The following is a 20,446-nucleotide window of genomic DNA, read 5'->3' as shown; positions in this document are numbered from 1 at the left end:
TTATTCGGAGCAGTGTGGCTGTGGAGCGTTTGCAAGCATTACAAGGCTGGGCCGCCCGTCAATTGGGGGGGGGTGCGCTGGACATCGCCCCGGCGTCGGCGGACGCCAGCTTTCGCCGTTATTTTCGCGTGACTGCCAAAGGCCGCGATTATATCGTGATGGACGCGCCGCCGGCGCACGAGGATTGCCGCCCGTTCGTCGCGGTGGCGCGGCTGTTCGGCGACGCCGGCGTGCACGTGCCGCAGGTGCTGGCGCAGGACCTGGAGCAGGGCTTTCTGCTGCTGAGCGATCTGGGCAACGTCACCTACCTGTCGGCGCTCGACCAGGCCGCACTCAATCAGGACGTGGCGCGCGAGCTGTATCTGGCGTCGAACGATGCGCTGATCCGCATCCAGCAGGCGAGCCGTCCCGGCGCGCTGCCGGAATACGACCGCGCGCTGCTGACCCGCGAACTGATGCTGTTTCCCGAGTGGTATGTGGCGAAACATCTCGGCGTCACGATGAAGGACGACCAGAAGGCCATCCTCGACACCGTGTTCGAGCGCCTGCTCGCCAACAATCTGGCGCAGCCACGGGTCTACGTGCACCGCGACTGGCATTCGCGCAACCTGATGGTCGCCGACCCCAATCCCGGTATTCTCGACTTCCAGGATGCGGTCCACGGCCCCATCACCTACGACCTCGCCTCGATCTACCGCGACGCCTATGTCCAGTGGGACGAGGAGCAGCAGCTCGACTGGGTGATCCGCTACTGGGAAAAGGCGCGCGCGGCCCGCCTGCCGGTGCGCGAGGATTTCGGCGAGTTCTGGCGCGATTTCGAATGGATGGGCGCGCAGCGCCAGATCAAGGTGCTCGGCATTTTCGCGCGGCTGTATCACCGCGACGGCAAGGACGGGTATCTCAAGGATATGCCGCGGGTGATGCATTACCTGCGCAAGGTGTGCGAGCGGTATGACGAGTTGAAGCCGCTGCTGTTTTTGCTGGATGGGCTGGAGAACAGGGAAGTGAAGGTGGGGTATACGTTCTGATGGGGATCAAGTCCCTCGCCCGCAAGCGGGAGATAAGCAGCGACTTGCCGCTTTAGCGGCTTATGTCGATTGCTTAGTAGTTTCATCAGGGTTGGGGGAGAGGGTTCTACGCTGTAGCCGGAAACTGTGCAGGACCGCTGGCCGTTGGCCGGGGGTAGCCCGGCGGCTAGTCACTTTTCTTGTCTCGCCAAGAAAAGTAACCAAAAGAAGGCGACCCCGACATCCCCGGCTTCCCGAAAATCGAGCCTGCCGGACGGGCGGCGAAGAACTCGCCCCGCTTTGCTGTTTTGAATTTTGTTTTTCGTGAGCGGGGCTCAAACACCTTCGCCGCTGATCCGCCCGGCAGACCCGATTTTCGGCGGGGCTGCAAGGGGAGGAAAGTCAAAACCAGGCGGTGATGACAGGGGGTTTGCGATTACTATTTGGACTTAGATCCGGCGCATTGCCTCTGCGATTTATGCGCCCTACAAGAGTTGATAGGGGGCATATGAGTTTTCTTGCAGAATTAGCACGGGATTATGCAGCTCTTCTGATTTCAATTTGTGCCTTGTTTCTCACCATCAGCCAAACTAGAGCAACACATAAACATAACCGTCTGACTGTCAGGCCGCATATTGCCACCTATACGGGTAGCAAAGAAGACCTGGAGCGTGCAGGCGTTAGGCTAATTGAAGTCAGAATTACAAATAGTGGGCTTGGCCCCGCAATTATTAAAAGCTTTGAACCGCTGTTAGATGGTGTTCCTTTGAAGGCCGATGAGCCTGATGATTTATTTCCTGTGGTCGCGAAAACCATACCAGCCGCGTTGATCAGTGATGAATGCTATATCACGGTTCTTCGACCAGGGCATGTGATGGCAAAAGATGAGGTAGTCACGATTGTGCATCTGGCAATGGTTCCCACCATTCATGATGACCCAGAAGCATTGAAAAGCGCGTTGAATCGGTTCCATATACGGGTTAGGTATGAATCCGGCTATGAGGAGCTATTTGTTTATGATTCAAGGGATCACAGAATAGTAAGTTGAGAGTCAATTTCATCTTGGCTCGTTTGGCCACCAGGGCTGATGATTGCAGTGAGTTTTTTATATTGAATACCGAACACACCCAAACCGCCATGATCCTCGCCGCCGGCCGCGGTGAGCGCATGCGCCCGCTCACCGACCACACGCCCAAGCCGCTCTTGCCGGTCGGCGGCAAGCCACTCATCGTCTGGCATATCGAACGCCTGCGTGCGGCGGGCTTCACCCACATCGTTATCAACCATGCTCATCTCGGCCAGCAGATCGAAACCGCGCTGGGGAACGGAGCGGCGCTGGGCGTGGCCATTGAGTATTCGCGCGAAGTCAGCGCACTGGAAACCGCGGGCGGCATCGCCACCGCGCTGCCGCTGATTGAAGGCGACGTCTTTCCCGTGGTGAACGGCGACATCTACTGCGAATACGATTTCAGCCGTCTGGCCGAACCGATGGCGCGGCTCGCTGCGGGGCGCGACCAGGCGCATCTGGTGCTGGTCGACAATCCGCCTCACCACCCGCAAGGCGATTTCGTGCTCGACGGTAGCCGGATCGTTGCCTCACTCCTTACGCCTCCCCCCTCACGCCTCACCTTCTCCGGCATCGGCGTCTATCACCGCGCGCTGTTCGCCCATACCCGGGCGGGCGAGAAGGCGCCGCTGGCCCCGCTGCTGAGGCTGGCGATCGATGCCGGACGCGCGAGCGGCGAACGTTTCGCCGGACGCTGGGTCGATGTGGGGACGCCCGAACGTTTGCACCAACTCGACCAAAGCCTGCGCACCCATGTTTGACGCCTCCGTTTACGCCAACCGCCGCGCGCGGCTGGCCGCCGCCCTCGGCGACGGCATTGCCATCGTCGCCACCGCTCCCGAGGTGCCGCGCAACCGCGACACCCACTATCCCTACCGGCACGACAGCTATTTCTATTGGCTGACCGGCTTCGCCGAGCCCGAGGCGGTGGTGGTGCTGGTCGGCGGCGCGGCGCCGCAATCGATCCTGTTCTGCCGCGACAAGGACGAGACGCGCGAGATCTGGGACGGCTTCCGCCATGGCCCGGCGGCGGCGCAGCAGCAGTTCGGTTTCGATGCCGCCCATTCGGTCGCGGAACTCGACGCCAGGCTGCCCGAGCTGATGGGCAACCGCGCGCGCCTCGCCTACGCGGTGGGGCAGGACCCGGCATGGGATGCGCGGGTGATCGGCTGGCTCAACGCGGTGCGGGCGAAGACGCGGCAGGGTATCGTCGCGCCGGGCGAGATCGTCGACGTGCGGCATGCGCTCGACGAGATGCGCCTGGTCAAGGATGCCCACGAACTGGCCCTGATGCGCCGTGCCGCCGAGATATCCACCCGCGCGCATGGCATCGCGATGCGCGCGACCCGGCCGGGCCGCCACGAATACGAGATCGAGGCCGAACTGCTGTGCGCCTTCCGCAGCGGCGGCGCCGAGGCGCCGGCCTATACGTCCATCGTCGCCAGCGGCGCCAACGCCTGCGTGCTGCATTACGTCTTCAACAACCAGCCGCTCGTCGACGGCGACCTGCTGCTGATCGACGCCGCCGCCGAGTTCGGCAGCTATGCCGCCGACATCACCCGCACCTTCCCGGTAAACGGCCGCTTCTCGGCGGCGCAGAAGGACGCCTATGAACTGGTGCTGGCGGCGCAGGCGGCGGCCATCGACGCGGTCCGTCCGGGCAGCCACTGGAATTCACCGCACGAGGCGGCGGTGCGCGTGCTGACGCAGGGCATGGTCGATCTCAAGCTGCTTGCCGGCAGCGTCGACGGCCTGATCGAGTCGAAAGCCTACGAGCGTTTCTACATGCACCGTACCGGCCATTGGCTGGGCATGGACGTGCACGATGCCGGCGAATACAAGCTGCATGGCGAATGGCGCCCGCTGGTGCCGGGCATGACCCTGACCGTCGAGCCGGGCCTGTATATCCGCCCGGCGGACGACGTGCCCGAGGCCTTGTGGAACATCGGCATCCGCATCGAGGACGACGTGGTGGTGACCGAGTCCGGCTGCGAGGTGCTGACCTCGCCGCCGAAAACCGTGGATGAAATCGAAGCGTGGATGAACGGATGAAGCCTGTGCTGATCGTCGGCGCCGGCCCGGTCGGCGCGGTGTGCGCGCTGGCGCTGCAGCAGCAGGGGGTCGCTGCGCAGGTGCTGGAAGCGCAGCCGGAAGACGCACGCGTCGACACCCGCACGCTGGCGCTGTCGCATGGCTCACGGCAGATCCTCGAGCGCCTCGGTGTGTGGGCGCGGCTGGATGGCGTCACCCCGATCGACCGCATTCACATTTCCCAGCGCGGTGCGCTCGGCGTGGCGCGGCTGTCGGCAGAGGAGGTGAACGTGCCGGCACTCGGCTACGTGCTGCCCTACGCCTCGCTCACCGCGGTGCTGAAGCGGGTGCTGGCCGATGCCGGCATCGCAGTCGATTATGGCGTGGCGGTGACGCGCATCGAATCCGGCAGCGAGATGGCAAGCCTGCATGCGGCAGACGGCCGTGTCCATGCCGCACCGCTGGTGGCGGTGGCCGACGGCGGGCGCGGCGAGGCGGCGCCCAAACCCAAACTCGAACGCGACTACGACCAGATGGCGGTGGTGTGCGAAGTGCAGACCGAACTGCCGCACGCCAACCAGGCGTTCGAGCGCTTCACCCCGGAAGGGCCGGCCGCGCTGCTGCCGAAGGGTGATCGCTACGCCCTGGTATGGACTGCCAGCAGGGAAGACGCCGAGCGGATTGCCGCGTTGCCCGACGACGCATTTCTCGCCGCCTTGTACCGCCATTTCGGCGGGCGCCAGGGGCTGTTTCTGCAAGCCAGCCCGCGCAAGACCTTCCCGCTGAAACTCGCCTGGACCGGCAGCGAGGCGGCCGCCCGCGTGGTGCGCATCGGCAACGCCGCGCAGACGCTGCACCCGGTCGCGGGGCAGGGCTTCAACATCGGCCTGCGCGACGCCTGGGAACTGGCGAGTCTGTGCGGCGACACGGCGGCGCGCGAGATCGGCAGCGCGGCCATGCTCGCCGCCTATACCCGCGGGCGGCGCGCCGACGTGTTCGGCGGCCTCGGCTTCACCGACTTCCTGGTGCGCACCTTCTCCAATGACATCGGATTGTTGCGGCACGCACGCGGCCTCGGCCTGCTGGCACTGGAAACCTTGCCGCCGCTGAAGACCTTCGTCGCGCGGCGCATGATGTTCGGGGCGCGCGGATGAGCGGCGAGCGCTATCAGGCTGTCATCGTCGGCGCCGGCCTGGTGGGCGCCGCCGCCGCGCTGGCGCTCGGGCGGCAAGGGTTGCGGGTCGCGCTGATCGAGCGCCAGCTGCCGGATACGACCTTTCACGGGCTTCAGCCCGTAGAGCGAATGGGTAACGGCGTAGCCGTTGGGCCCCCATCGGCCTCCCCCTTGCGGGGAGAAAGTCGGACTCCCCTTGTGGGGCCATTGCCGGAGGAAACCTGGGATACCCGCATCTACGCCATCAGCCCTGCCAGCCAGCGCTTCCTCGAACGCATCGGCGCCTGGCACCGTCTCGATGGCGGACGCATCCAGCCGGTGTTCCGCATGGACGTGGCGGGCGACGGCGGCGGCGCGGTCCGTCTCGACGCTTACGAGGCCGGCGTCCCGCGCCTCGCGACCATCCTCGAAAGCGGACGCCTGCAATCTGCCTTGTGGCAGGCGATCGAGGCCGACGGCAACGTGACGCTGCACTGCCCGGCGACGATCGAATCGCTCGTCAGGAATGGCGCGTCCACGCAGCTGACGCTGGCCGACGGAACGGCCATCAAGGCCGAGCTCATCGTCGGCGCCGACGGCGCTGCCTCGCGCATCCGCGATTGGGCGGGGCTGGGTTCGACGCTGACGCCCTACGGCCAGAGCGGGGTGGTGGCGAATTTCGAATGTGGACGCGCGCATCGCGGAACCGCGTTCCAGTGGTTTTTCGACAGCGACATCCTGGCCTGGCTGCCGTTGAGCGGGAACTGCATGTCGATGGTCTGGTCAACCCGGACGGCGCATGCCGACGAACTGGTCGCGCTGGACGCGGAATCGCTGGCCGACAAGGTGCGGGCAGCGGGCCACGACCGGCTCGGCGCATTGCGCGCGCTGACCCCGGCGGCGGCGTTCCCGCTGCGGCTGATCCGGGTGGCGGCTGCCGTTGCCCCCGGCGTGGCGCTGATCGGCGATGCCGCCCACGGCGTGCATCCGCTGGCCGGACAGGGCGTCAACTTGGGATTCGGCGATGCCGAAGCGCTGGTCGACGTGCTGGCGCAGCAGCGCCGGGGCAATTGCGGCGATGTGCGCGTGCTGCAACGCTATGCGCGCGAGCGTGCCGAACCGGTTCAGCGCATGCAGGCGCTCACCCACGGCCTGCATCATCTGTTTGCCGACGAGCGCGCCGCATGGGTGCGCAATGCCGGAATGTCTCTCGTCGACCGCCTGCCGTCGCTGAAAGCGGCGCTGGTGCGCGAGGCGATGTCCTGAGTTTTCGTTTTTTACTGGAGCACTGAATGAAATTCACCCCCTTGGCGCTGGCCGCCACCCTGATGTTCGCCGCCGCGACCGCGCAGGCCAACGAAGCCGTCATTCGCAAGGCGCTGACGCAGCAGTTTCCGGGCGCCAACATCGCTTCGGTGCAGGCGACGCCCTACAGCGGATTGTTCGAGGTCTATCTCGACGGCCAGCTCATCTACGTCGACGCCAAGGCGCAATACGTGTTCACTGGCGACGTGATCGATCTGAAGAACCGCACCAACCTCACCCAGGCCAGACTGAACCGGCTGCAGGCGGTGAAGTGGGACACGCTGCCGCTCAACAACGCGCTGAAGACCGTCAAAGGCAAGGGCGAGCGCAAGCTGGTGGTGTTCTCCGACGTCGACTGCCCCTACTGCCGCAAGTTCGAGGCTGAGCTCGCCAAGGTCGACAACATCACCGTCTACACCTTCCTCTACCCGATCGAAGGCCTGCATCCGAAGGCGGTGCAGACCTCGAAGCAGATCTGGTGTGCGCCCGACCGCAACAAGGCATGGGACGACTACATCACGCGCGGCAGCGTGCCGAACAACGACGGCAAGTGCGCCAACCCGGTCGAAGCCACCATCGCGCTGGGCAACAAGCTCAAAGTGAACGGCACGCCGACCCTGGTCTTCGCCAACGGCGTGCGCGTGCCCGGTATGGTTCCGGCCGCGCAACTCGAGCGACTGCTCGCCGCCAACGCCAAGTAAGCATGAGTTCCGATTTCTGGAACGCGCGCTTCGCGACCGACGAATACATCTTCGGCACCGCGCCGAACGTGTTTCTGGCGAGTCAGGCGGCGTTGATTCGCCCCGGCATGCGCGCGCTGGCGGTGGCCGACGGCGAAGGCCGCAACGGCGTGTGGCTGGCCGAGCAGGGCGCCTCGGTGCACGCCATCGACGTCTCGCCGCTGGCGCTCGAAAAGGCCCGCAAGCTGGCGGCCGTTCGCGGCGTGGCGCTGGACTTCGAGCAGGCCGACATTCTCGACTGGAATTGGCCGGAAGCGGCCTACGATCTGGTGGCCGCCATCTTCATCCAGTTCGCGCCGCCGCCCGAGCGTGATCATGTCATCGCCGGCATCCGCCGCTGCCTGAAGCCGGGCGGGCTGCTGATTCTGCAGGGCTACACGCCGAAGCAACTCGAGTTCGGCACCGGCGGCCCGCCCAGTGCGGCCAACATGTATACCGCCGATTTGCTGCGCGACTGGTTCGGCGACTGGGACATCCTGCATCTGGCCGAGCATGAGTCCGTCATCCGCGAAGGCAGTCATCATCACGGCAGGTCGGCCCTGATCGACCTGGTGGCGCGCAAGCCGGGCAGTTGAATCTCGTTTCAGCCCTGCGAAGGAGGTCAGTGCACGCCGGTCACAACCCCACGGCCTGCGCGGCGCTCCAGGTCTATCGCCAGAGTTGAACCGGCCGGCTTGTCCAGAATGAAGCTTGCCGGCGTATCGATGAAGCGCGCGTGGTACGACGTGCTGCCGCTTGCGACGATGTTTCCGGCCGCATCCCTGCACCACACGATCAAGGCCCCGACCTTGTCGAGCTGCACGGTGTAAGGACCGGTGCATTCGCTGGACTCCGCGGGCGTGTGGCGGATGCTGTAGCGCGCTTCGTTCAGCCGGTTCATGCGGTTCACGCCGGACTCGATGTCGTAGGCAAGCCGGGTCGCGGCATCGGTGAAGCAGCCTGTCAGAAAAAGCACGGCGGCCAGCAGGCCCAACCCGCGTACAAGGCGCCGGTTCATGCGGCATGTCCTGCCCATATCACGACTCCTCTGCCTTAGCCAGTTCACGCAAGCCGTCGAGCGCCTGCTTCAGGGTGGCGCTGTCGCTGTCGCGCGGGAACACCATGTAGGCCGTCAGTTTGAACTGCGGGCTTTGCGGGACACGCCACAGCTGTCCGGCTTCGAGGTGATGCCGCACCAGCCGCAGCGGGGAATACCCGCTGCCGCCATAAATGAGCGCTTGCTGCACGCCCAGCCAGCCGACGTTGGCAACCAGGGTGGGAGCCCCCATCTCGGGATGGTGCTCGCTGAACAAGGCGTGGAACTCCGCTCCCCAATCGATGTGGATATAGTCGGGATCCGGCCAGGGGCGGGTGGGGTCGTTGGTCACCAGCAGCAGGGTTTCATCGAACAGCGGCTCCACCACCAGCCCGGGGCGCGAAGTCGGCGTGTACATGACGCCGATGTCCACCGTGCCCTCGATCAGTCCCTGCATGATGTCGGGTTCGAAGCCGACTTCCAGGCGCAGCGACACGTCCGGCGCCGCCCCGCGCATCCACGCCACCCAGTGCGGCAGGAACCCCTCCCATACCGCGATCCGTCCGCTCAGCGTCAGTACGTCGTGAAACCCCTCGGGCAAGCCCACATCGTGGCGCGCCTGCTCCACCGTGCGCACCAGATGCTTGGCGTGGCGCAGGAAACGCTTGCCTGCCGGCGTCAATTCCGCACCGTTGCGACCGCGCTGGAACAGGCGCACGCCGAGCGTGGTTTCCAGCGTGTGGATGCGCGCGCTCACGGTCGACTGGGTGACGTGCAGACGGCTGGCAGCGGCGACGAAGTTGCCGTTGGCGGCGACCATGAGAAAAGTACGGGCGAGTTCGGTGTCCATTTTTCAGATATCGGTTTTTCCGATATTAGATACCAAAATTTATCGTTAGAAGGATATATAAGAGATCTCTAAACTAGGCCCCTCTTCAAACCGGGAGCCTGCGATGAACAGCCGTGCCGACCTTGCCGTCCTGATGCCCGAACGCGACAACGAAGGTTTTTTGCTGAATCCCGCCGAGTGGAGCCGGACGCTTGCGCCGTTGCTGGCGGCCGAGGATGGCCTGACCTTGAGCGCAGCCCACTGGCAGGTGCTCGATTTCATCCGCGCCTGGTACGCCGAGAACGAGAGCGTGCCCGAAGCGCGCCGGGTCATTCAGCATCTGGCTGCGCAGGGCAGCGACAAACGCGCCGCCAAGCAGGCCTTGTACGAACTGTTTCCGCATGGCTACGGGCAGCAGGCCTGCCGCGTCGCCGGCATGCGCAAGCCGCTGAAATTGATGCTCGATGTGTAAAGCGGAGACACCGATACGATGAAGACTGTCTACAGGATGTCGGAGCGCGCGCTCAGAAGAAAGGTCAGCCTGATGCGGGGCTGGAGCGGGCTGAAGATCGCTTACACGGTTTCGGAGCGCGAGCATTGGGTGTCGGCGGTCGGCGGCTTGCTGGGCCTGCTCGCGGTGTTGTGGGCCGGCAACTTTTGGGTGGCCGAGCATGGCAATGCGGGTGTGCTGACCATTGCGTCGATGGGGGCTTCCGCCGTGCTGCTGTTCGCCGCCCCGCATGGTGCGATGTCGCAGCCCTGGTCGGTGTTCGGCGGCCATCTGGTGTCGGCGCTGGTCGGCGTCACCTGCGCACGCTGGTTGTCCGATCCGATGCTGGCCGCATCGCTGGCGGTGGCCTTGTCGATCGCGGCCATGTACAGCCTGCGCTGCCTGCATCCCCCGGGCGGGGCTACTGCGCTGAATGCCGTGCTGGGAGGCGAGGCCATGCATGCGATGGGTTACGGCTACGTGCTCAGTCCCGTGCTGCTGAGCGTCGTCGTGCTGCTGATCGTGGCGGTGGCGTTCAACTACCCGTTTGCCTGGCGGCGTTATCCGCAGGCGTGGTGGCGTCAGCCTGCGGTATGCGCGCCTGCGGCGGCGGACTCCGCCGGTTCCGAGGAAAAGTGCATGATCCCGCACAGCGACCTGGTTTACGCATTGAGCCAGATCGATACCTTCGTCGACGTCAGCGAAGAGGATTTGCAGAAGATTTATGCGCTGGCGCTGGGACATCAGCATGCGACGCCCGAGACAACGGGACCGCTCCCGGTGCCGGCCGTCGAATCGACATGACCCCGCTGCCCGGCGCTCCCGGGCGGCACTGCAGTAGGGAGACGTTTGCAGTAAAGTGAAGGTGTCGTCATGACACCGCCACGAAGGGGCCGCGAATGGATACGCCCTGGATTCCTCCCCCGCATGCCGCGGCCGGACACGCCCCGGGCGCACCCGGGATCGCACCCAGCTGGACCTCGTCCGACAAGGATCTGGTCGGCACCGCGATCGGCTCGTCGCGGCTGTGGTTTACCCTCGGCCACGGCATCGTCAACGAGATCTATTGCCCGCGCATCGACATTCCGCAGATTCGCGACCTCGGCTTCATCGTCGCCGACGATGCCGGTTTCTGGGTCGAGGTCAAGCGCGGCGCCGATTACACGCTGGCCGTGCCCGCGCCGGGGGTGCCGCTGCCGACCGTCGTGCACCGCCACCCGCGTTTCACGCTCAGCCTGTGTTTCTGTCCGGATGCGGCACGCGATGTGCTGCTGATCGATCTGGCGCTCGACGGCGAGGCGGGCTTGCGCGTCTACGCCCTGCTCGCGCCGCACCTGGGCGGCACCGGCGGGAACAATTGCGCATGGGCGGCGACTCATCTGGGGCAAGGAGTGCTGTGGGCGGAGCAGGGGGCGTTCGGGATGGCGCTGCTGGCGCGCACGGCGGATGGCGAGGATGCGCTGGGCGCGGCGTCGGCGGGCTACGTCGGCGTTTCCGACGGTTGGCAGGATTTCGCCGCCAACGGGCGCATGGCCTGGCATTACGCCGCAGCCGGGCCGGGCAATGTGGCGCTGATGGCGGAAGTCGCGCCGCGTGCAACCCTGGCGCTGGGATTGGCGACATCGATGCAGGCCGCCGCCGCACTGGCACGCGCGGCGTTGATGCAGCCTTTTTCCCGCATGCTGGAGCTGCAGCATGCGGCCTGGACGGGATGGCACCAGGGGTGCCATAGCGCAGCCCTGTCGGCCGGCTTGCCGGACGAACTGCGGGCGCAGCTCGCCTGTTCGGCGCAGGTGCTGAAAACCCACAGCGACAAGACTTTTCTCGGGGCGATGGTGGCGAGCCTGTCGGTGCCGTGGGGCAATCACGGCGAAGAGCGCGGTGGTTACCACCTGGTATGGCCGCGCGATCTGGTCGAATCGGCGCAGGCGCTGCTGGCGCTCGGCAGCGTCGGCGAAGCGCAGGCGGTGCTGGGCTATCTGCTGGCAACGCAGAATGCCGACGGCCACTGGAACCAGAACCAGTGGCTCGGCGGCAAGCCGTACTGGGCGGGAATCCAGCTCGACGAGACGGCATTTCCCGTGCTGCTCGCCGCGAGTCTGGCCGAACGCGATGCGCTGGGCGGCATGGTGGTGGCGGCCAGCATGCGCCGCGCGCTGGCATTCCTGGTGCAGGCGGGTCCCGCCAGCCCGCAGGATCGCTGGGAGGAAGACGCCGGCGTCAGCCCGTTTACGCTCGCGGTGTGCATTGCCGCGCTGGTGGCCGGCGCCGGCTTGCTGCCCGAGGCCGAACGTGACTTGCCGCTGGCGGTGGCCGATTTCTGGAATGCCCGGCTGGAAGACTGGTGTGTGGCACGCGGTACCGCATTGGGCGCGCGTCACGGCGTGCCTGCGTATTACGTGCGCGAAGCGCCGCCGGACATTCTGTGCGACGACTATGCCATGCAGCGCGTATTGCCGATCAAGAACCGGGGCGACGGTCTCCGGCTTGCAGCCGACGCGCAGATCGCCACCGATTTCCTGCAATTGGTGCGGCTCGGCCTGCGCCGTGCCGACGACGCCCTGATCGTCGATACCCTGGCGCTCGCCGACGCGCTGCTGAAAACCGAAACGCCGCTGGGGCCGGTATGGCACCGTTACAACGGCGACGGCTATGGCGAACATGACGACGGCCGCGCATTCGACGGAGCTGGACGCGGGCGCGGCTGGCCGCTGCTCAGCGGCGAACGCGGCCACTACGAGCTCGCCGCCGGCCGCGACGCGTTGCCGTATCTGGTGGCGATGAATGCCATGGCCAGCCATGGCCTGATCCCCGAACAGATATGGGACGCCCCGGCGCTCGGCCGGTTCCGGCCGGGGCGGCCGACCGGCAGCGCCATGCCGCTGGCGTGGGCGCATGCCGAGTTCGTCAAGCTTGCCGCCTCGCGCATCCAGGGATACCCCTTCGATCGCCCGGCTGCGGTGTGGCGGCGCTACGGCGGCGAGCGGCCCAGTGCGGCGGCCGCCATCTGGACCCCCGGCGCCCCGGTGCGCCGGGTGGCGCAAGGCCAGGCGCTGTGGATCGTGCTGCCGGAGGCGGCGGCGGTCCGGCTGTGGCTGGACGACGCAAGCACGCCGGCCGATCAGGCAACCGTTGCCTGCGGCCTGGGCCTGCACGGGCTATGGCTGGACGCGGCCCGGCTGGCGGGGCGCAGCCGCCTGCAATTCAACTGGCAGGGCCGGCGCGGCCTGCCGATGCAGGAAAGGGCCCGCGTCGCCCTGCCGGGCTGATCCTGCGCAGCTCAGCGCTTGAGATCCTCCAGCAGGCTCGACAAATCGTTGGCGTGCTCCTCTTCCATCGCCAGGATGGTCTCCAGCATCCGCCCGGTGGTGATGTCCTTGTCGCCGATGTAACGGATCATCTCGCCGTAGCTCTCGATCGCGATGCGTTCGGCAACCAGGTCTTCCTTGATCATCTCGATCAGGCTGCCGCCTTCGACGTACTCGGCGTGCGAGCGCATCGCCAGCCCGTCGGGGCTGAAGTTGGGCTCGCCATTCAGCTGCACGATGCGCGTGGCGATCAGGTCGGCATGGCCCTGTTCTTCGGTGGCGTGCTGGAGGAATTCCTGCGCCACCGTGTCGGCATTGATGCCCCCGGCCATGAAGTAATGCCGCTTGTAACGCAGGATGCAGACCAGCTCGGTGGCCAGCGCCTCGTTCAGTAGCTTGATCACGACGGCGCGGTCGGCCTGGTAGCCCGCGGTGACCGCGCCGTCCTCGATGTGCTTGCGCGCGCGGGCGCGCAGGGTCTTGATGTCGGTCAGGAAGGGTTGTTGGGTTGCGGATGAGGTCTTGGCCATGGTGGATTCCTTTCGATTCGTTGAGTACTTACCCCAGAGTAGTGTCCAGCAGCATCATGACAACAAAGCCGCCGATGATTCCCAGCGTGGCGGCCTGCTCGTGCCCCTTGCGATGGGTTTCCGGAATGATTTCGTGCGATACCACCCAGATCATCGCGCCAGCGGCAAAACCCAGGCCGGCCGGATAGAGCGGCGCGAAGCCGGAGGTTAACGCGACGCCGACGATGGCGCCGAGCGGCTCGGCCAGCCCGGTCAACGCGGCCGCGCCGGCGGCCTTCCAGGGCGTATACGCCACGGTGCGCAGCGCTACCGCCACCACCAGGCCTTCCGGAATATCCTGAATGGCAATCGCCGCGGTCAGCGGGATGCCCACCGAGGCGTCGCCCCCGGCGAAGCCGACGCCGATCGCCATCCCTTCGGGGAAGTTGTGCAGGGCGATGGCGAACACCATCAGCCAGACACGGCGCAACTGCATCCAGTCGGGACCGTGGCGGCCGGCGCCGGGATGTTCGTGCGGCACCGCCTTGTCGGCCAGCAGCAGAAACAGCGCGCCCAGCACCAGCCCCGCGGCAACGATGGCGGCGCCGGCTGGCTTGCTGCCCAGTATCGCCGAGCCCGCCTCGACCCCCGGCAGGATCAGCGAGAAACACGAGGCCGCCGCCATCACGCCCGCCCCAAAGCCGAGCATGATGTCTTCCCAGCGTGCCGAGATGTGGCGGACGAACAGGGCGGGCAGGGCACCCACGGCAGTGGCGAGCGCCGCTATGGCCGAACCGGCCAGCGCCTGCCCCATCGGGGTATCGATGCGGGCGCCGTCCTGCGCCACGGCCACCCACGCCAGCCCGCCCAACAGGGCAAGCGCCAGCATGCCGCTGCCGCGCCGCGCCGCGCGGGCATGGCGCGGGTCGGCGAGGAAATCCTGCAGACTGCGGGCGGCGGTATTCATGCGTTCACGCTTGGCCGCGTGGGCGCGGTCTGCGTTTCGTCATGCCTGTTCTCCTCGCCGGCGGCGCTGGTCATGCAAGGGCATTGCGGCATGGGGTTCTCCTGCGTTTGACCGGCGCTCGAACAGCGGATGAATTGCATTAAAGACCACAAACGCAAAGCTGTCCCGTGAATAGTCTAGAATGAACCGATTGATGAAATCGAATAAGCGGCATGACCCTGCAGGAACTCAAATATCTGGTGGCGCTGGCCGATCACGGCCACTTCGGGCGTGCGGCCGAGGCCTGTTTCATCACCCAGTCGACGCTGTCGACGCAGATCAAGAAACTGGAAGACTTTCTCGGCGTCACGCTGTTCGACCGCAGCCTCAAGCGCGTCACGCCGACGCCGATCGGCCGCGAAATCCTGCAGGCGGCGCGCAACGTCGTCGAGGAGGCGGAGCGCATCAAGGAACTGGCCAGGCACGCGCAGGATCCGATGGCGCGCACGCTTCACCTCGGCGTGATTCCCACGCTGGGGCCGTATTACCTGCCGCATGCGTTGACCCTGGCGCATAAAAAGCATCCCGGGCTGCGCCTGCTGCTGCGCGAGGAAACGACGCCGCAGATCCTCGAACATCTGGTCGACGGCAAGCTCGACGCCGGCCTGCTGGCGTTGCCGGTGCCTGACGACAGCCTGCGCGTCGAGCCGCTGTTCTACGAACCGTTTCTGGCCGCGCTGCCCGCCGGTCACCCGCTCGCCAAACGCGATGTCCTGAAGGTGTCCGACATCGTCAACGAGAAACTCCTGCTGCTCGACGAAGGGCACTGCCTGCGCGACCAGGCGCTCGACGTCTGCGGCAGCGGCTCGCGCGGCCGCGAGGAAGTGCGCGCCACCAGTCTGGAAACGCTGCGTCAGATGGTGGCGATGGGGCTGGGGCTGACGCTGCTGCCGGCGCTGGCGGTGGACGCCGGGCCGCGCGTCAGCAAAAAGGCGGTCGAAATCCGCCCCTTCAAGTCGCCGCCGCCGGGGCGCACCATCGCCCTGGCGTGGCGCAAGCGGGCGCCGTTTCCCGAAACCTTCGAGCAGCTGGCGCAGACACTGAAGAACGCGCTGCCCGGCGAAGTGGAGCCTGTCTAAATGTCCGATCTCAACGATCCGCGCGTCTTTTTCGCCGCCGAGCGCACCCTGATGGCGTGGAACCGCACCGGGCTCACCCTGATGGCGTTCGGCTTCGTGCTGGAGCGCTTCGGTCTGTTTCTCCACTTGCTGCGCCAGGACCCGGGCCACTCGGGGCGCGACCTGTCGTTCTGGATCGGCATTGCCTTCATCGTTCTGGCGCTGACGGCGATCGGGTTCTCCATCGTGCAGTTCCGACGTGTGCTGGCGACGCTGAAGCCGATCGAAATTCCCGCGCGCTATTGCACCTGGTCGGGGATCGCGATGAACCTGACGGTGGTGGTATTGGGCATCGCGATGCTGGTGTATCTATTTTCCGAACTGTAGGCGTCGATTAGGCGGGCTGCGTGTCCCACGACACGAATGCCCAGTGGAAGGGCGCGCCGCCCTGGCGGGCGCGTTGCGGATTGGCGGCATGCCAGTCGGCCAGGCGTGCCCGTTCGTCCTCGGACAATTCGCCCACCGAGAAGGCCACTTTGCGCAGGAATGCGTCGAGATCCTCCGTGCCGGCCAGGCGGTTGTCGCTTTCGATGTAGTCGAGGCGGGGGCGCCGCCCCATGCGGTAGAGGATATTGAGGATGTAGATGTAGTCCGGCAGCGGCGGCCGCGAGCGGCCGAGCAGCCCGGCCACCTCGGCATCGATGAAACGGCCGCCAACCATGCTGGTGAGATAGACCCGTCGTTTCGCCTTGGCATCCAGTTTTGCCAGCGCATCGGCCATGTCCATCACCGTGGTGGAGCGCGAGGCCACGACGATGTCGCAGGCGGGCACGCCGCTCCAGTCGTCCTCCCAGGCGCAGCGGATCGCTTCGACGTTGGTCAGGCCGCGCTGAGCGGCGTTGTCCAGCATGGCGTCGAGCATGCCGCGGCTGTAGTCGAGGCCAACTACCCGCGTCATGCGGTCGGCCAGGGCGAGGCCGATGGCGCCGGTGCCGCAGCCGACATCGAGCAGGGTCGCGCAGCCGGACAGGTCCATGCGGCGGACGAATTCGGACACGTAGCCGCTTTCGCCCGCGTGCGCATTCATCGAGGCGGCGCGGGCGTCCCATTCCTCCGGCGGCTTCTCGCGCCCGCCGGCGGCGGCCATGTGCTCGCGATAGAGCTGGCCGAAGTCGATGTCGGAAATGTTCATTTCAGGGTCTCCCCGATTCGGGCCGAACCGCACGGACGCACCGTGCGGCCCCAGGCGTAACTACGCAGCCGATCCGGCGCGTGGGCGAAAAATCCGGACAGGACGATGACCCCGATGAAGGCCGCGTCGCGCCAGTCCGGAAAATAAAAGTGGGCCAGGGCGAGCAGCGCCAGCTTGAGCAGGATGGCCTGGCCTTTCAGTTTCAGCAGCCAGGCGAAATCGGTCCAGACATAGAGCAGCATCAGCAAGCCGCCGGTGCCCAGAGTCAGGTGCCAGTACGGTCGCCATTGCGCCTCGGGCAGGTCGAACAGGTAGCCGCCGCTCATCCCCGCGATGCCGACAAGGTGGGCGCAGCGCAGGCCGATATTGAGCCAGCGCTGGCCGGGGAAGAAACGCGGTGCAGGCGGCAGCAGGCGATGCGGGCGGTTCATGAAATGTCCTTGTCGTAAATCAGCGAGAACCATGGCCAGCGGGCGCGGGCGGTGTCCAGCAATTCGGGGCGAACCACGACGACGGCCAGGCGATAACGGCGCGCTTCGATGGCCGCGAAGCCGGCGAGAAAGCCGCCCTCGCCGCGGAATTCCAGTGGCCCGAGTTCGTCGATCAGCAGCAGATCGCAAGCGGAAGTATTGTCCAGCATCGCGTTGCCCCAGGCCAGCACCGCGAGGTCGAAGCGCCAGCCCAGGCCGGCGGTGCCGGGTTCGCCCGGCGGCGGCCGCTCGGCCAGCCGCCGGCGTTCGCCGGTGGCGACGGCCAGCAGGTCGATGGCGATCTTGCCCGCCGCATACACCGGCGGCGAGATCACCCCCGCCAGGCTCAACCCGGCGTCGCGGGCGGCCTGCGCCAGTTCGCCGCACCAGCGGGTTTTGCTCGACCCGCGCCCGCCGGTGAGCAGAACCAGGCGAGGCTGCGCCGCGTCGCGCAGGGATTCGGCCAGCGTTTCCGCTGCGGGTACGGCGCGCCTCATCACGCTCCCGCCAGTTGCGGCAGGCTGCGCGCCACATCGCCGGCATCGGCGCCGTAGAGTTCGGCGAGCCGATCCGCCGTCGCCAGGGCACGCGGGCCCTGGCCGACGATGCGGCCGGCCTTGAGCAGGGCGATGCGGTCGGCCGCGCGCAGGGCGTGTTCGGGCTGGTGGGTGGACATCAGGATCGCCAATCCCTGGCGCTTGAGCGCATCGATCTCCTTCAGCACCCGCAACTGGTTGCCGAAGTCGAGGCTGGCGGTGGGCTCGTCGAGGATCAGGACCGCCGCCTCCTGGGCCAGGGCGCGGGCGATCAGCGCCAGCTGCCGCTCGCCGCCGGAGATTTCCGTGTAGACGCGGTCAGCCAGATGACCGATGCCGAGGCGCGCGAGGCAGGCTTGACTCATCTCACGGTCGCGCACCGACGGCGTGGAAAAACGCGGCAGGCGCGCGGTGCGGCCCATCAGCACCACCTCCTCGACGGTGAAGGCGAACAGCCCGGCGTGGGACTGCGGCACGTAAGCGAGCTGCGTCGCCAGCGCCTGCCGCGACCAGTCGGCAAGTGCGCGGCCGGCGACCCGCACCGTGCCGGAAAGCGGCGGCAGGATGCCCAGCAGGGTGCGAAACAGCGTGGTCTTGCCGCCGCCGTTGGGGCCGAGCAGACACAGCACCTCGCCCGCATCGAGGACGAGATCGATGTCCTCGCCCACCGGCCGGTGGCGGTAGCCGATGGCGAGGCCGCGGGCTTCGAGCACATTCATCCGCTCCGCCCCGTCCGCGCCAGCAGCCACAGGAACACCGGCGCGCCGACCAGCGCCGTGAGAATGCCCAGCGGCAGTTCGATGGCCGCCGCCGAGCGGGCCAGGGTGTCGGCGGCGACGAGGAAGCCGCCGCCCAGCAGCAGGGAGGCCGGCAACAGCCGGGAGAACTCCGGCCCCACCAGCAGCCGCGCGGCATGGGGCACCACCAGGCCGATCCAGCCGACGATGCCAGCGATGGAGACGGCGGCCGCCGTCATCAGCGTGGCGGAGACGATCAGAATGCCGCGCAGGCGCGCCACGTTCACGCCCAGCGCGGCGGCTTCCTCGTCCGACAGCGACAGAAGGTTGACGCGCCAGCGCAGCAGCAGCATGGGGACCAGACCCGCGACGACGAGGGGCGCGGCAACCCAGAGGTCGCCGGCCGCGACGGCGTTGAGTCCGCCCAGCAGCCAGAAGGTGATGGCGGGCAGTTGCACGGTGGGATCGGCCAGCACCTTGACCAGCGAAATGCCGGCGGAAAACAGTGTGCCCACGGCGACGCCGGCGAGCACCAGCACCAGCACCGGGTCGTGGCGGCGCACCCGGCCGGCGACGAAAACCACCGCGGCCACCGCCAGCAGTCCGCCGACGAAGGCGATGGCCTGCACCGCCGCCAGCGGCAGGCCGAGGTAGATGGCGAGCGCCGCGCCCAGCCCGGCGCCGGCGGACACGCCAAGGATGTCGGGCGAAACCAGCGGGTTCCTGAACATGCCCTGATAGGCCGCCCCGGCGGCGGAAAGCGCCGCGCCGACCAGCAGCCCGGCGGCGATGCGCGGCAGGCGCAACTGCCAGACCACGGTGGCGGCGTCGCTGTCGGCCGCCGGCCCGGCCCACACGGCGGCCAGAACTTGTTGCGGCGACAACGGGTACGGCCCGAAGGCGAAGGCCGCCAGCAGCGCCGCGACGAGGGGCGCCGAGAGGATGGCGAAGCGCATGCCGACGCTGTGGCGAACCAGATTCATCCCAGGCCGGGCAGCCGCGCCAGTTCCTCGCGGGTCGGCGCATGGCCGTAGAACAGCGCGTGAAATTCGCGGGCGAATTCGATCCAGTCGACGCGGGCGGCGCTGCCGTGCAGGCGCGCGGCCAGCCAGCGCACGCCGATCAGCCGGTTGACGCTCGGCGGGCCGTCGAGCCAGCCGAAAGGCGCCGCAGGCGCCAGCAACAAGCGGCCTTCGCGCACGGCGGGCAGGCGTTTCCAGAAAGCATCCCGCAAGGCCAGCGCATGGAATTCCGGATACTGGGTGACGATAGCCTCGGGCGACCAGGCGAGGATCTGTTCGCGGGAAATGCGCGCCAGGCTGCCGCCCCCGCCCTGGACAACGTTGATGCCGCAGGCGGCTTCGATGCACTCGCCGTTGACCGAACGGGGCAGCGGCGTTTCCAGACCGTCGGCGGCGCGGGCGAGATAGACGCGCGGCCGGCGCTGGGCGGCGATGCCGCCGCAGGCGACGAGCGTCGTTTCAGCGTATCGAGCCAGCCACTCGCCGCGTTCGGCCACGCCCAGCAGCCGTCCGGTCGCACGCAACTGGCGGGCGCTGTCGGCCAGCCGCCCGTCGACCAGCACGGTGGGAATGCCGGTCTGCCGCCACACCCGCTCGGCGGTGGAGAGGTAGGTGGCATCCACCGTGCCGGCGTCGACGATGAGATCGGGCTTGAGTGCGACGAGCTTTTCCAGCGGCAGGGTGCTGCCGCGTCCTGCCAGCCGCCCCAGCATCGGCAGCGCCCGCGCCGCGGGCGCAAGCAGCGCCAGCGCCTCGTCGGCGAGCGGCCAGGGCCAGCCCAGCAGCGTGTCCGGCGCAAGGGCATGCACCAGCACCGCCGCCGGCGCGCCGGCGGCAAATACCCGGTGCACCCGCTCCGGCGCGGGAGGCGCGCCGAAGACATGCAGGCCGCTGGCGGGCGCGGCCAGGGCGTGGGCCCAGGGCGCAGTCGAGAGGGCAGCCAGCGCGCCAAGGAATTCGCGTCGCTTCATG

At 67.1% G+C, this 20,446-nt stretch carries 23 protein-coding genes; 13 read left to right on the top strand and 10 right to left on the bottom strand.

Translation table 11 applies throughout. From position 1 onward, the window contains the following. Positions 1–20 precede the first annotated feature (20 nt). The 8 genes from Q0L94_RS06950 to Q0L94_RS06915 all read left to right on the top strand — a co-directional run bounded on the left by Q0L94_RS06950 (position 21) and on the right by Q0L94_RS06915 (position 7,877). Complete coding sequence (locus Q0L94_RS06950; RefSeq protein WP_296751662.1) at positions 21–1,028, top strand: phosphotransferase; 1,008 nt, start codon at positions 21–23, stop codon at positions 1,026–1,028. A 487-nt stretch (positions 1,029–1,515) separates the two neighbouring features. After that, positions 1,516–2,055, top strand: coding sequence for a hypothetical protein (locus Q0L94_RS06945; protein WP_296751660.1), 540 nt, complete (start codon positions 1,516–1,518; stop codon positions 2,053–2,055). A gap of 89 nt (positions 2,056–2,144) precedes the next feature. After that, positions 2,145–2,834, top strand: a complete 690-nt coding sequence (gene murU / locus Q0L94_RS06940) for an N-acetylmuramate alpha-1-phosphate uridylyltransferase MurU (RefSeq protein WP_296751657.1) — start codon at positions 2,145–2,147, stop codon at positions 2,832–2,834. Further along, complete coding sequence (locus Q0L94_RS06935; RefSeq protein WP_296751655.1) at positions 2,827–4,125, top strand: aminopeptidase P N-terminal domain-containing protein; 1,299 nt, start codon at positions 2,827–2,829, stop codon at positions 4,123–4,125. Before murU ends, Q0L94_RS06935 begins: the two co-directional genes overlap by 8 nt. Next, a complete protein-coding gene (locus Q0L94_RS06930; RefSeq protein WP_296751652.1) occupies positions 4,122–5,258 on the top strand; it encodes an FAD-dependent monooxygenase in 1,137 nt (378 codons plus the stop codon). The genes Q0L94_RS06935 and Q0L94_RS06930 overlap by 4 nt, the downstream gene beginning before the upstream one ends. Next, positions 5,255–6,523 (top strand): FAD-dependent oxidoreductase, encoded by a 1,269-nt coding sequence (locus Q0L94_RS06925; protein ID WP_296751650.1) that lies wholly within the window; start codon positions 5,255–5,257, stop codon positions 6,521–6,523. The genes Q0L94_RS06930 and Q0L94_RS06925 overlap by 4 nt, the downstream gene beginning before the upstream one ends. 26 nt (positions 6,524–6,549) lie before the next feature. Then, positions 6,550–7,263, top strand: a complete 714-nt coding sequence (locus Q0L94_RS06920) for a DsbC family protein (protein WP_296751647.1) — start codon at positions 6,550–6,552, stop codon at positions 7,261–7,263. 2 nt (positions 7,264–7,265) lie between these two features. Continuing rightward, positions 7,266–7,877, top strand: a complete 612-nt coding sequence (locus Q0L94_RS06915) for a cyclopropane-fatty-acyl-phospholipid synthase family protein (RefSeq protein ID WP_296751644.1) — start codon at positions 7,266–7,268, stop codon at positions 7,875–7,877. 26 nt (positions 7,878–7,903) lie between these two features. Here Q0L94_RS06915 and Q0L94_RS06910 read toward each other — a convergent pair whose 3' ends face one another. Together Q0L94_RS06910 and Q0L94_RS06905 are read right to left on the bottom strand one after the other, a co-directional pair. Next, positions 7,904–8,299, bottom strand: coding sequence for a hypothetical protein (locus Q0L94_RS06910; protein ID WP_296751641.1), 396 nt, complete (start codon positions 8,297–8,299; stop codon positions 7,904–7,906). Positions 8,300–8,318: 19 nt separating this feature from the next. Beyond that, positions 8,319–9,167, bottom strand: a complete 849-nt coding sequence (locus Q0L94_RS06905) for a LysR family transcriptional regulator (protein WP_296751639.1) — start codon at positions 9,165–9,167, stop codon at positions 8,319–8,321. A 103-nt stretch (positions 9,168–9,270) separates the two neighbouring features. On the opposite strand from Q0L94_RS06905, the gene Q0L94_RS06900 reads away from it, so the two are divergent. The 3 genes from Q0L94_RS06900 to Q0L94_RS06890 all read left to right on the top strand — a co-directional run bounded on the left by Q0L94_RS06900 (position 9,271) and on the right by Q0L94_RS06890 (position 12,905). Further along, a complete protein-coding gene (locus tag Q0L94_RS06900; protein ID WP_296751636.1) occupies positions 9,271–9,618 on the top strand; it encodes a TusE/DsrC/DsvC family sulfur relay protein in 348 nt (115 codons plus the stop codon). Between the two features lie 18 nt (positions 9,619–9,636). Further along, positions 9,637–10,440, top strand: a complete 804-nt coding sequence (locus tag Q0L94_RS06895) for an HPP family protein (RefSeq protein ID WP_296751633.1) — start codon at positions 9,637–9,639, stop codon at positions 10,438–10,440. 95 nt (positions 10,441–10,535) lie between these two features. Next, on the top strand, positions 10,536–12,905 hold the full coding sequence (locus Q0L94_RS06890) for a glycoside hydrolase family 15 protein (RefSeq protein ID WP_296751630.1): 2,370 nt from the start codon (positions 10,536–10,538) through the stop codon (positions 12,903–12,905). Between the two features lie 11 nt (positions 12,906–12,916). Here the strand turns inward: Q0L94_RS06890 and Q0L94_RS06885 are convergent, their stop codons facing one another. Continuing rightward, positions 12,917–13,474, bottom strand: coding sequence for a ferritin-like domain-containing protein (locus Q0L94_RS06885; RefSeq protein ID WP_296751628.1), 558 nt, complete (start codon positions 13,472–13,474; stop codon positions 12,917–12,919). Positions 13,475–13,502: 28 nt separating this feature from the next. Beyond that, positions 13,503–14,420: a ZIP family metal transporter gene (locus tag Q0L94_RS06880; RefSeq protein ID WP_296751625.1), complete on the bottom strand. Its 918-nt coding sequence runs from the start codon at positions 14,418–14,420 to the stop codon at positions 13,503–13,505. 212 nt (positions 14,421–14,632) lie between these two features. On the opposite strand from Q0L94_RS06880, the gene Q0L94_RS06875 reads away from it, so the two are divergent. Beyond that, positions 14,633–15,538, top strand: a complete 906-nt coding sequence (locus Q0L94_RS06875; RefSeq protein WP_296751622.1) for a LysR substrate-binding domain-containing protein — start codon at positions 14,633–14,635, stop codon at positions 15,536–15,538. Then, positions 15,539–15,904 carry a DUF202 domain-containing protein gene (locus tag Q0L94_RS06870; protein WP_296751619.1) on the top strand — a complete coding sequence of 122 codons (366 nt, stop codon included), beginning with the start codon at positions 15,539–15,541 and terminating at the stop codon, positions 15,902–15,904. 7 nt (positions 15,905–15,911) lie between these two features. Here the strand turns inward: Q0L94_RS06870 and Q0L94_RS06865 are convergent, their stop codons facing one another. From Q0L94_RS06865 to Q0L94_RS06840, 6 genes are read right to left on the bottom strand one after another with little or no spacing between them, the layout of a single operon-like run. Next, entirely contained in the window at positions 15,912–16,709 is a 798-nt protein-coding gene (locus Q0L94_RS06865; protein ID WP_296751617.1) for a class I SAM-dependent methyltransferase, read from the bottom strand. After that, entirely contained in the window at positions 16,706–17,140 is a 435-nt protein-coding gene (locus tag Q0L94_RS06860) for a hypothetical protein (RefSeq protein ID WP_296751616.1), read from the bottom strand. Before Q0L94_RS06860 ends, Q0L94_RS06865 begins: the two co-directional genes overlap by 4 nt. Next, positions 17,137–17,676 (bottom strand): nucleoside-triphosphatase, encoded by a 540-nt coding sequence (locus Q0L94_RS06855; protein ID WP_296751614.1) that lies wholly within the window; start codon positions 17,674–17,676, stop codon positions 17,137–17,139. Before Q0L94_RS06855 ends, Q0L94_RS06860 begins: the two co-directional genes overlap by 4 nt. After that, the gene (locus Q0L94_RS06850) at positions 17,676–18,434 is read right to left on the bottom strand and encodes an ABC transporter ATP-binding protein (RefSeq protein ID WP_296751612.1); all 759 of its coding nucleotides are present in this window, start codon (positions 18,432–18,434) and stop codon (positions 17,676–17,678) included. The genes Q0L94_RS06855 and Q0L94_RS06850 overlap by 1 nt, the downstream gene beginning before the upstream one ends. Then, the gene (locus Q0L94_RS06845; protein ID WP_296751611.1) at positions 18,431–19,435 is read right to left on the bottom strand and encodes an iron ABC transporter permease; all 1,005 of its coding nucleotides are present in this window, start codon (positions 19,433–19,435) and stop codon (positions 18,431–18,433) included. Before Q0L94_RS06845 ends, Q0L94_RS06850 begins: the two co-directional genes overlap by 4 nt. After that, positions 19,432–20,445 carry an ABC transporter substrate-binding protein gene (locus Q0L94_RS06840; protein WP_296751610.1) on the bottom strand — a complete coding sequence of 338 codons (1,014 nt, stop codon included), beginning with the start codon at positions 20,443–20,445 and terminating at the stop codon, positions 19,432–19,434. Before Q0L94_RS06840 ends, Q0L94_RS06845 begins: the two co-directional genes overlap by 4 nt. Position 20,446 lies beyond the last annotated feature (1 nt).

The organism is Thiobacillus sp. (assembly GCF_024708915.1).
Note: the sequence above shows the minus strand (reverse complement) of the source record. Positions and strands in the feature narration are given on the sequence as shown.

What these genes read in the sequence shown, in the direction of transcription:
- Q0L94_RS06935 (WP_296751655.1), top strand. Translation starts at nt 2,827, where the DNA reads ATGTTTGACGCCTCCGTTTACGCCAACCGCCGCGCGCGGCTGGCCGCC.
- Q0L94_RS06855 (WP_296751614.1), bottom strand. Translation starts at nt 17,676, where the DNA reads ATGAGGCGCGCCGTACCCGCAGCGGAAACGCTGGCCGAATCCCTGCGC.
- Q0L94_RS06845 (WP_296751611.1), bottom strand. Translation starts at nt 19,435, where the DNA reads ATGAATCTGGTTCGCCACAGCGTCGGCATGCGCTTCGCCATCCTCTCG.
- Q0L94_RS06945 (WP_296751660.1), top strand. Translation starts at nt 1,516, where the DNA reads ATGAGTTTTCTTGCAGAATTAGCACGGGATTATGCAGCTCTTCTGATT.
- Q0L94_RS06870 (WP_296751619.1), top strand. Translation starts at nt 15,539, where the DNA reads ATGTCCGATCTCAACGATCCGCGCGTCTTTTTCGCCGCCGAGCGCACC.
- Q0L94_RS06895 (WP_296751633.1), top strand. Translation starts at nt 9,637, where the DNA reads ATGAAGACTGTCTACAGGATGTCGGAGCGCGCGCTCAGAAGAAAGGTC.
- Q0L94_RS06860 (WP_296751616.1), bottom strand. Translation starts at nt 17,140, where the DNA reads ATGAACCGCCCGCATCGCCTGCTGCCGCCTGCACCGCGTTTCTTCCCC.
- Q0L94_RS06850 (WP_296751612.1), bottom strand. Translation starts at nt 18,434, where the DNA reads ATGAATGTGCTCGAAGCCCGCGGCCTCGCCATCGGCTACCGCCACCGG.
- Q0L94_RS06880 (WP_296751625.1), bottom strand. Translation starts at nt 14,420, where the DNA reads ATGAATACCGCCGCCCGCAGTCTGCAGGATTTCCTCGCCGACCCGCGC.
- Q0L94_RS06910 (WP_296751641.1), bottom strand. Translation starts at nt 8,299, where the DNA reads ATGAACCGGCGCCTTGTACGCGGGTTGGGCCTGCTGGCCGCCGTGCTT.
- Q0L94_RS06865 (WP_296751617.1), bottom strand. Translation starts at nt 16,709, where the DNA reads ATGAACATTTCCGACATCGACTTCGGCCAGCTCTATCGCGAGCACATG.
- Q0L94_RS06920 (WP_296751647.1), top strand. Translation starts at nt 6,550, where the DNA reads ATGAAATTCACCCCCTTGGCGCTGGCCGCCACCCTGATGTTCGCCGCC.
- Q0L94_RS06900 (WP_296751636.1), top strand. Translation starts at nt 9,271, where the DNA reads ATGAACAGCCGTGCCGACCTTGCCGTCCTGATGCCCGAACGCGACAAC.
- Q0L94_RS06915 (WP_296751644.1), top strand. Translation starts at nt 7,266, where the DNA reads ATGAGTTCCGATTTCTGGAACGCGCGCTTCGCGACCGACGAATACATC.
- Q0L94_RS06890 (WP_296751630.1), top strand. Translation starts at nt 10,536, where the DNA reads ATGGATACGCCCTGGATTCCTCCCCCGCATGCCGCGGCCGGACACGCC.
- Q0L94_RS06925 (WP_296751650.1), top strand. Translation starts at nt 5,255, where the DNA reads ATGAGCGGCGAGCGCTATCAGGCTGTCATCGTCGGCGCCGGCCTGGTG.
- Q0L94_RS06930 (WP_296751652.1), top strand. Translation starts at nt 4,122, where the DNA reads ATGAAGCCTGTGCTGATCGTCGGCGCCGGCCCGGTCGGCGCGGTGTGC.
- Q0L94_RS06885 (WP_296751628.1), bottom strand. Translation starts at nt 13,474, where the DNA reads ATGGCCAAGACCTCATCCGCAACCCAACAACCCTTCCTGACCGACATC.
- murU (WP_296751657.1), top strand. Translation starts at nt 2,145, where the DNA reads ATGATCCTCGCCGCCGGCCGCGGTGAGCGCATGCGCCCGCTCACCGAC.
- Q0L94_RS06875 (WP_296751622.1), top strand. Translation starts at nt 14,633, where the DNA reads ATGACCCTGCAGGAACTCAAATATCTGGTGGCGCTGGCCGATCACGGC.
- Q0L94_RS06840 (WP_296751610.1), bottom strand. Translation starts at nt 20,445, where the DNA reads ATGAAGCGACGCGAATTCCTTGGCGCGCTGGCTGCCCTCTCGACTGCG.
- Q0L94_RS06905 (WP_296751639.1), bottom strand. Translation starts at nt 9,167, where the DNA reads ATGGACACCGAACTCGCCCGTACTTTTCTCATGGTCGCCGCCAACGGC.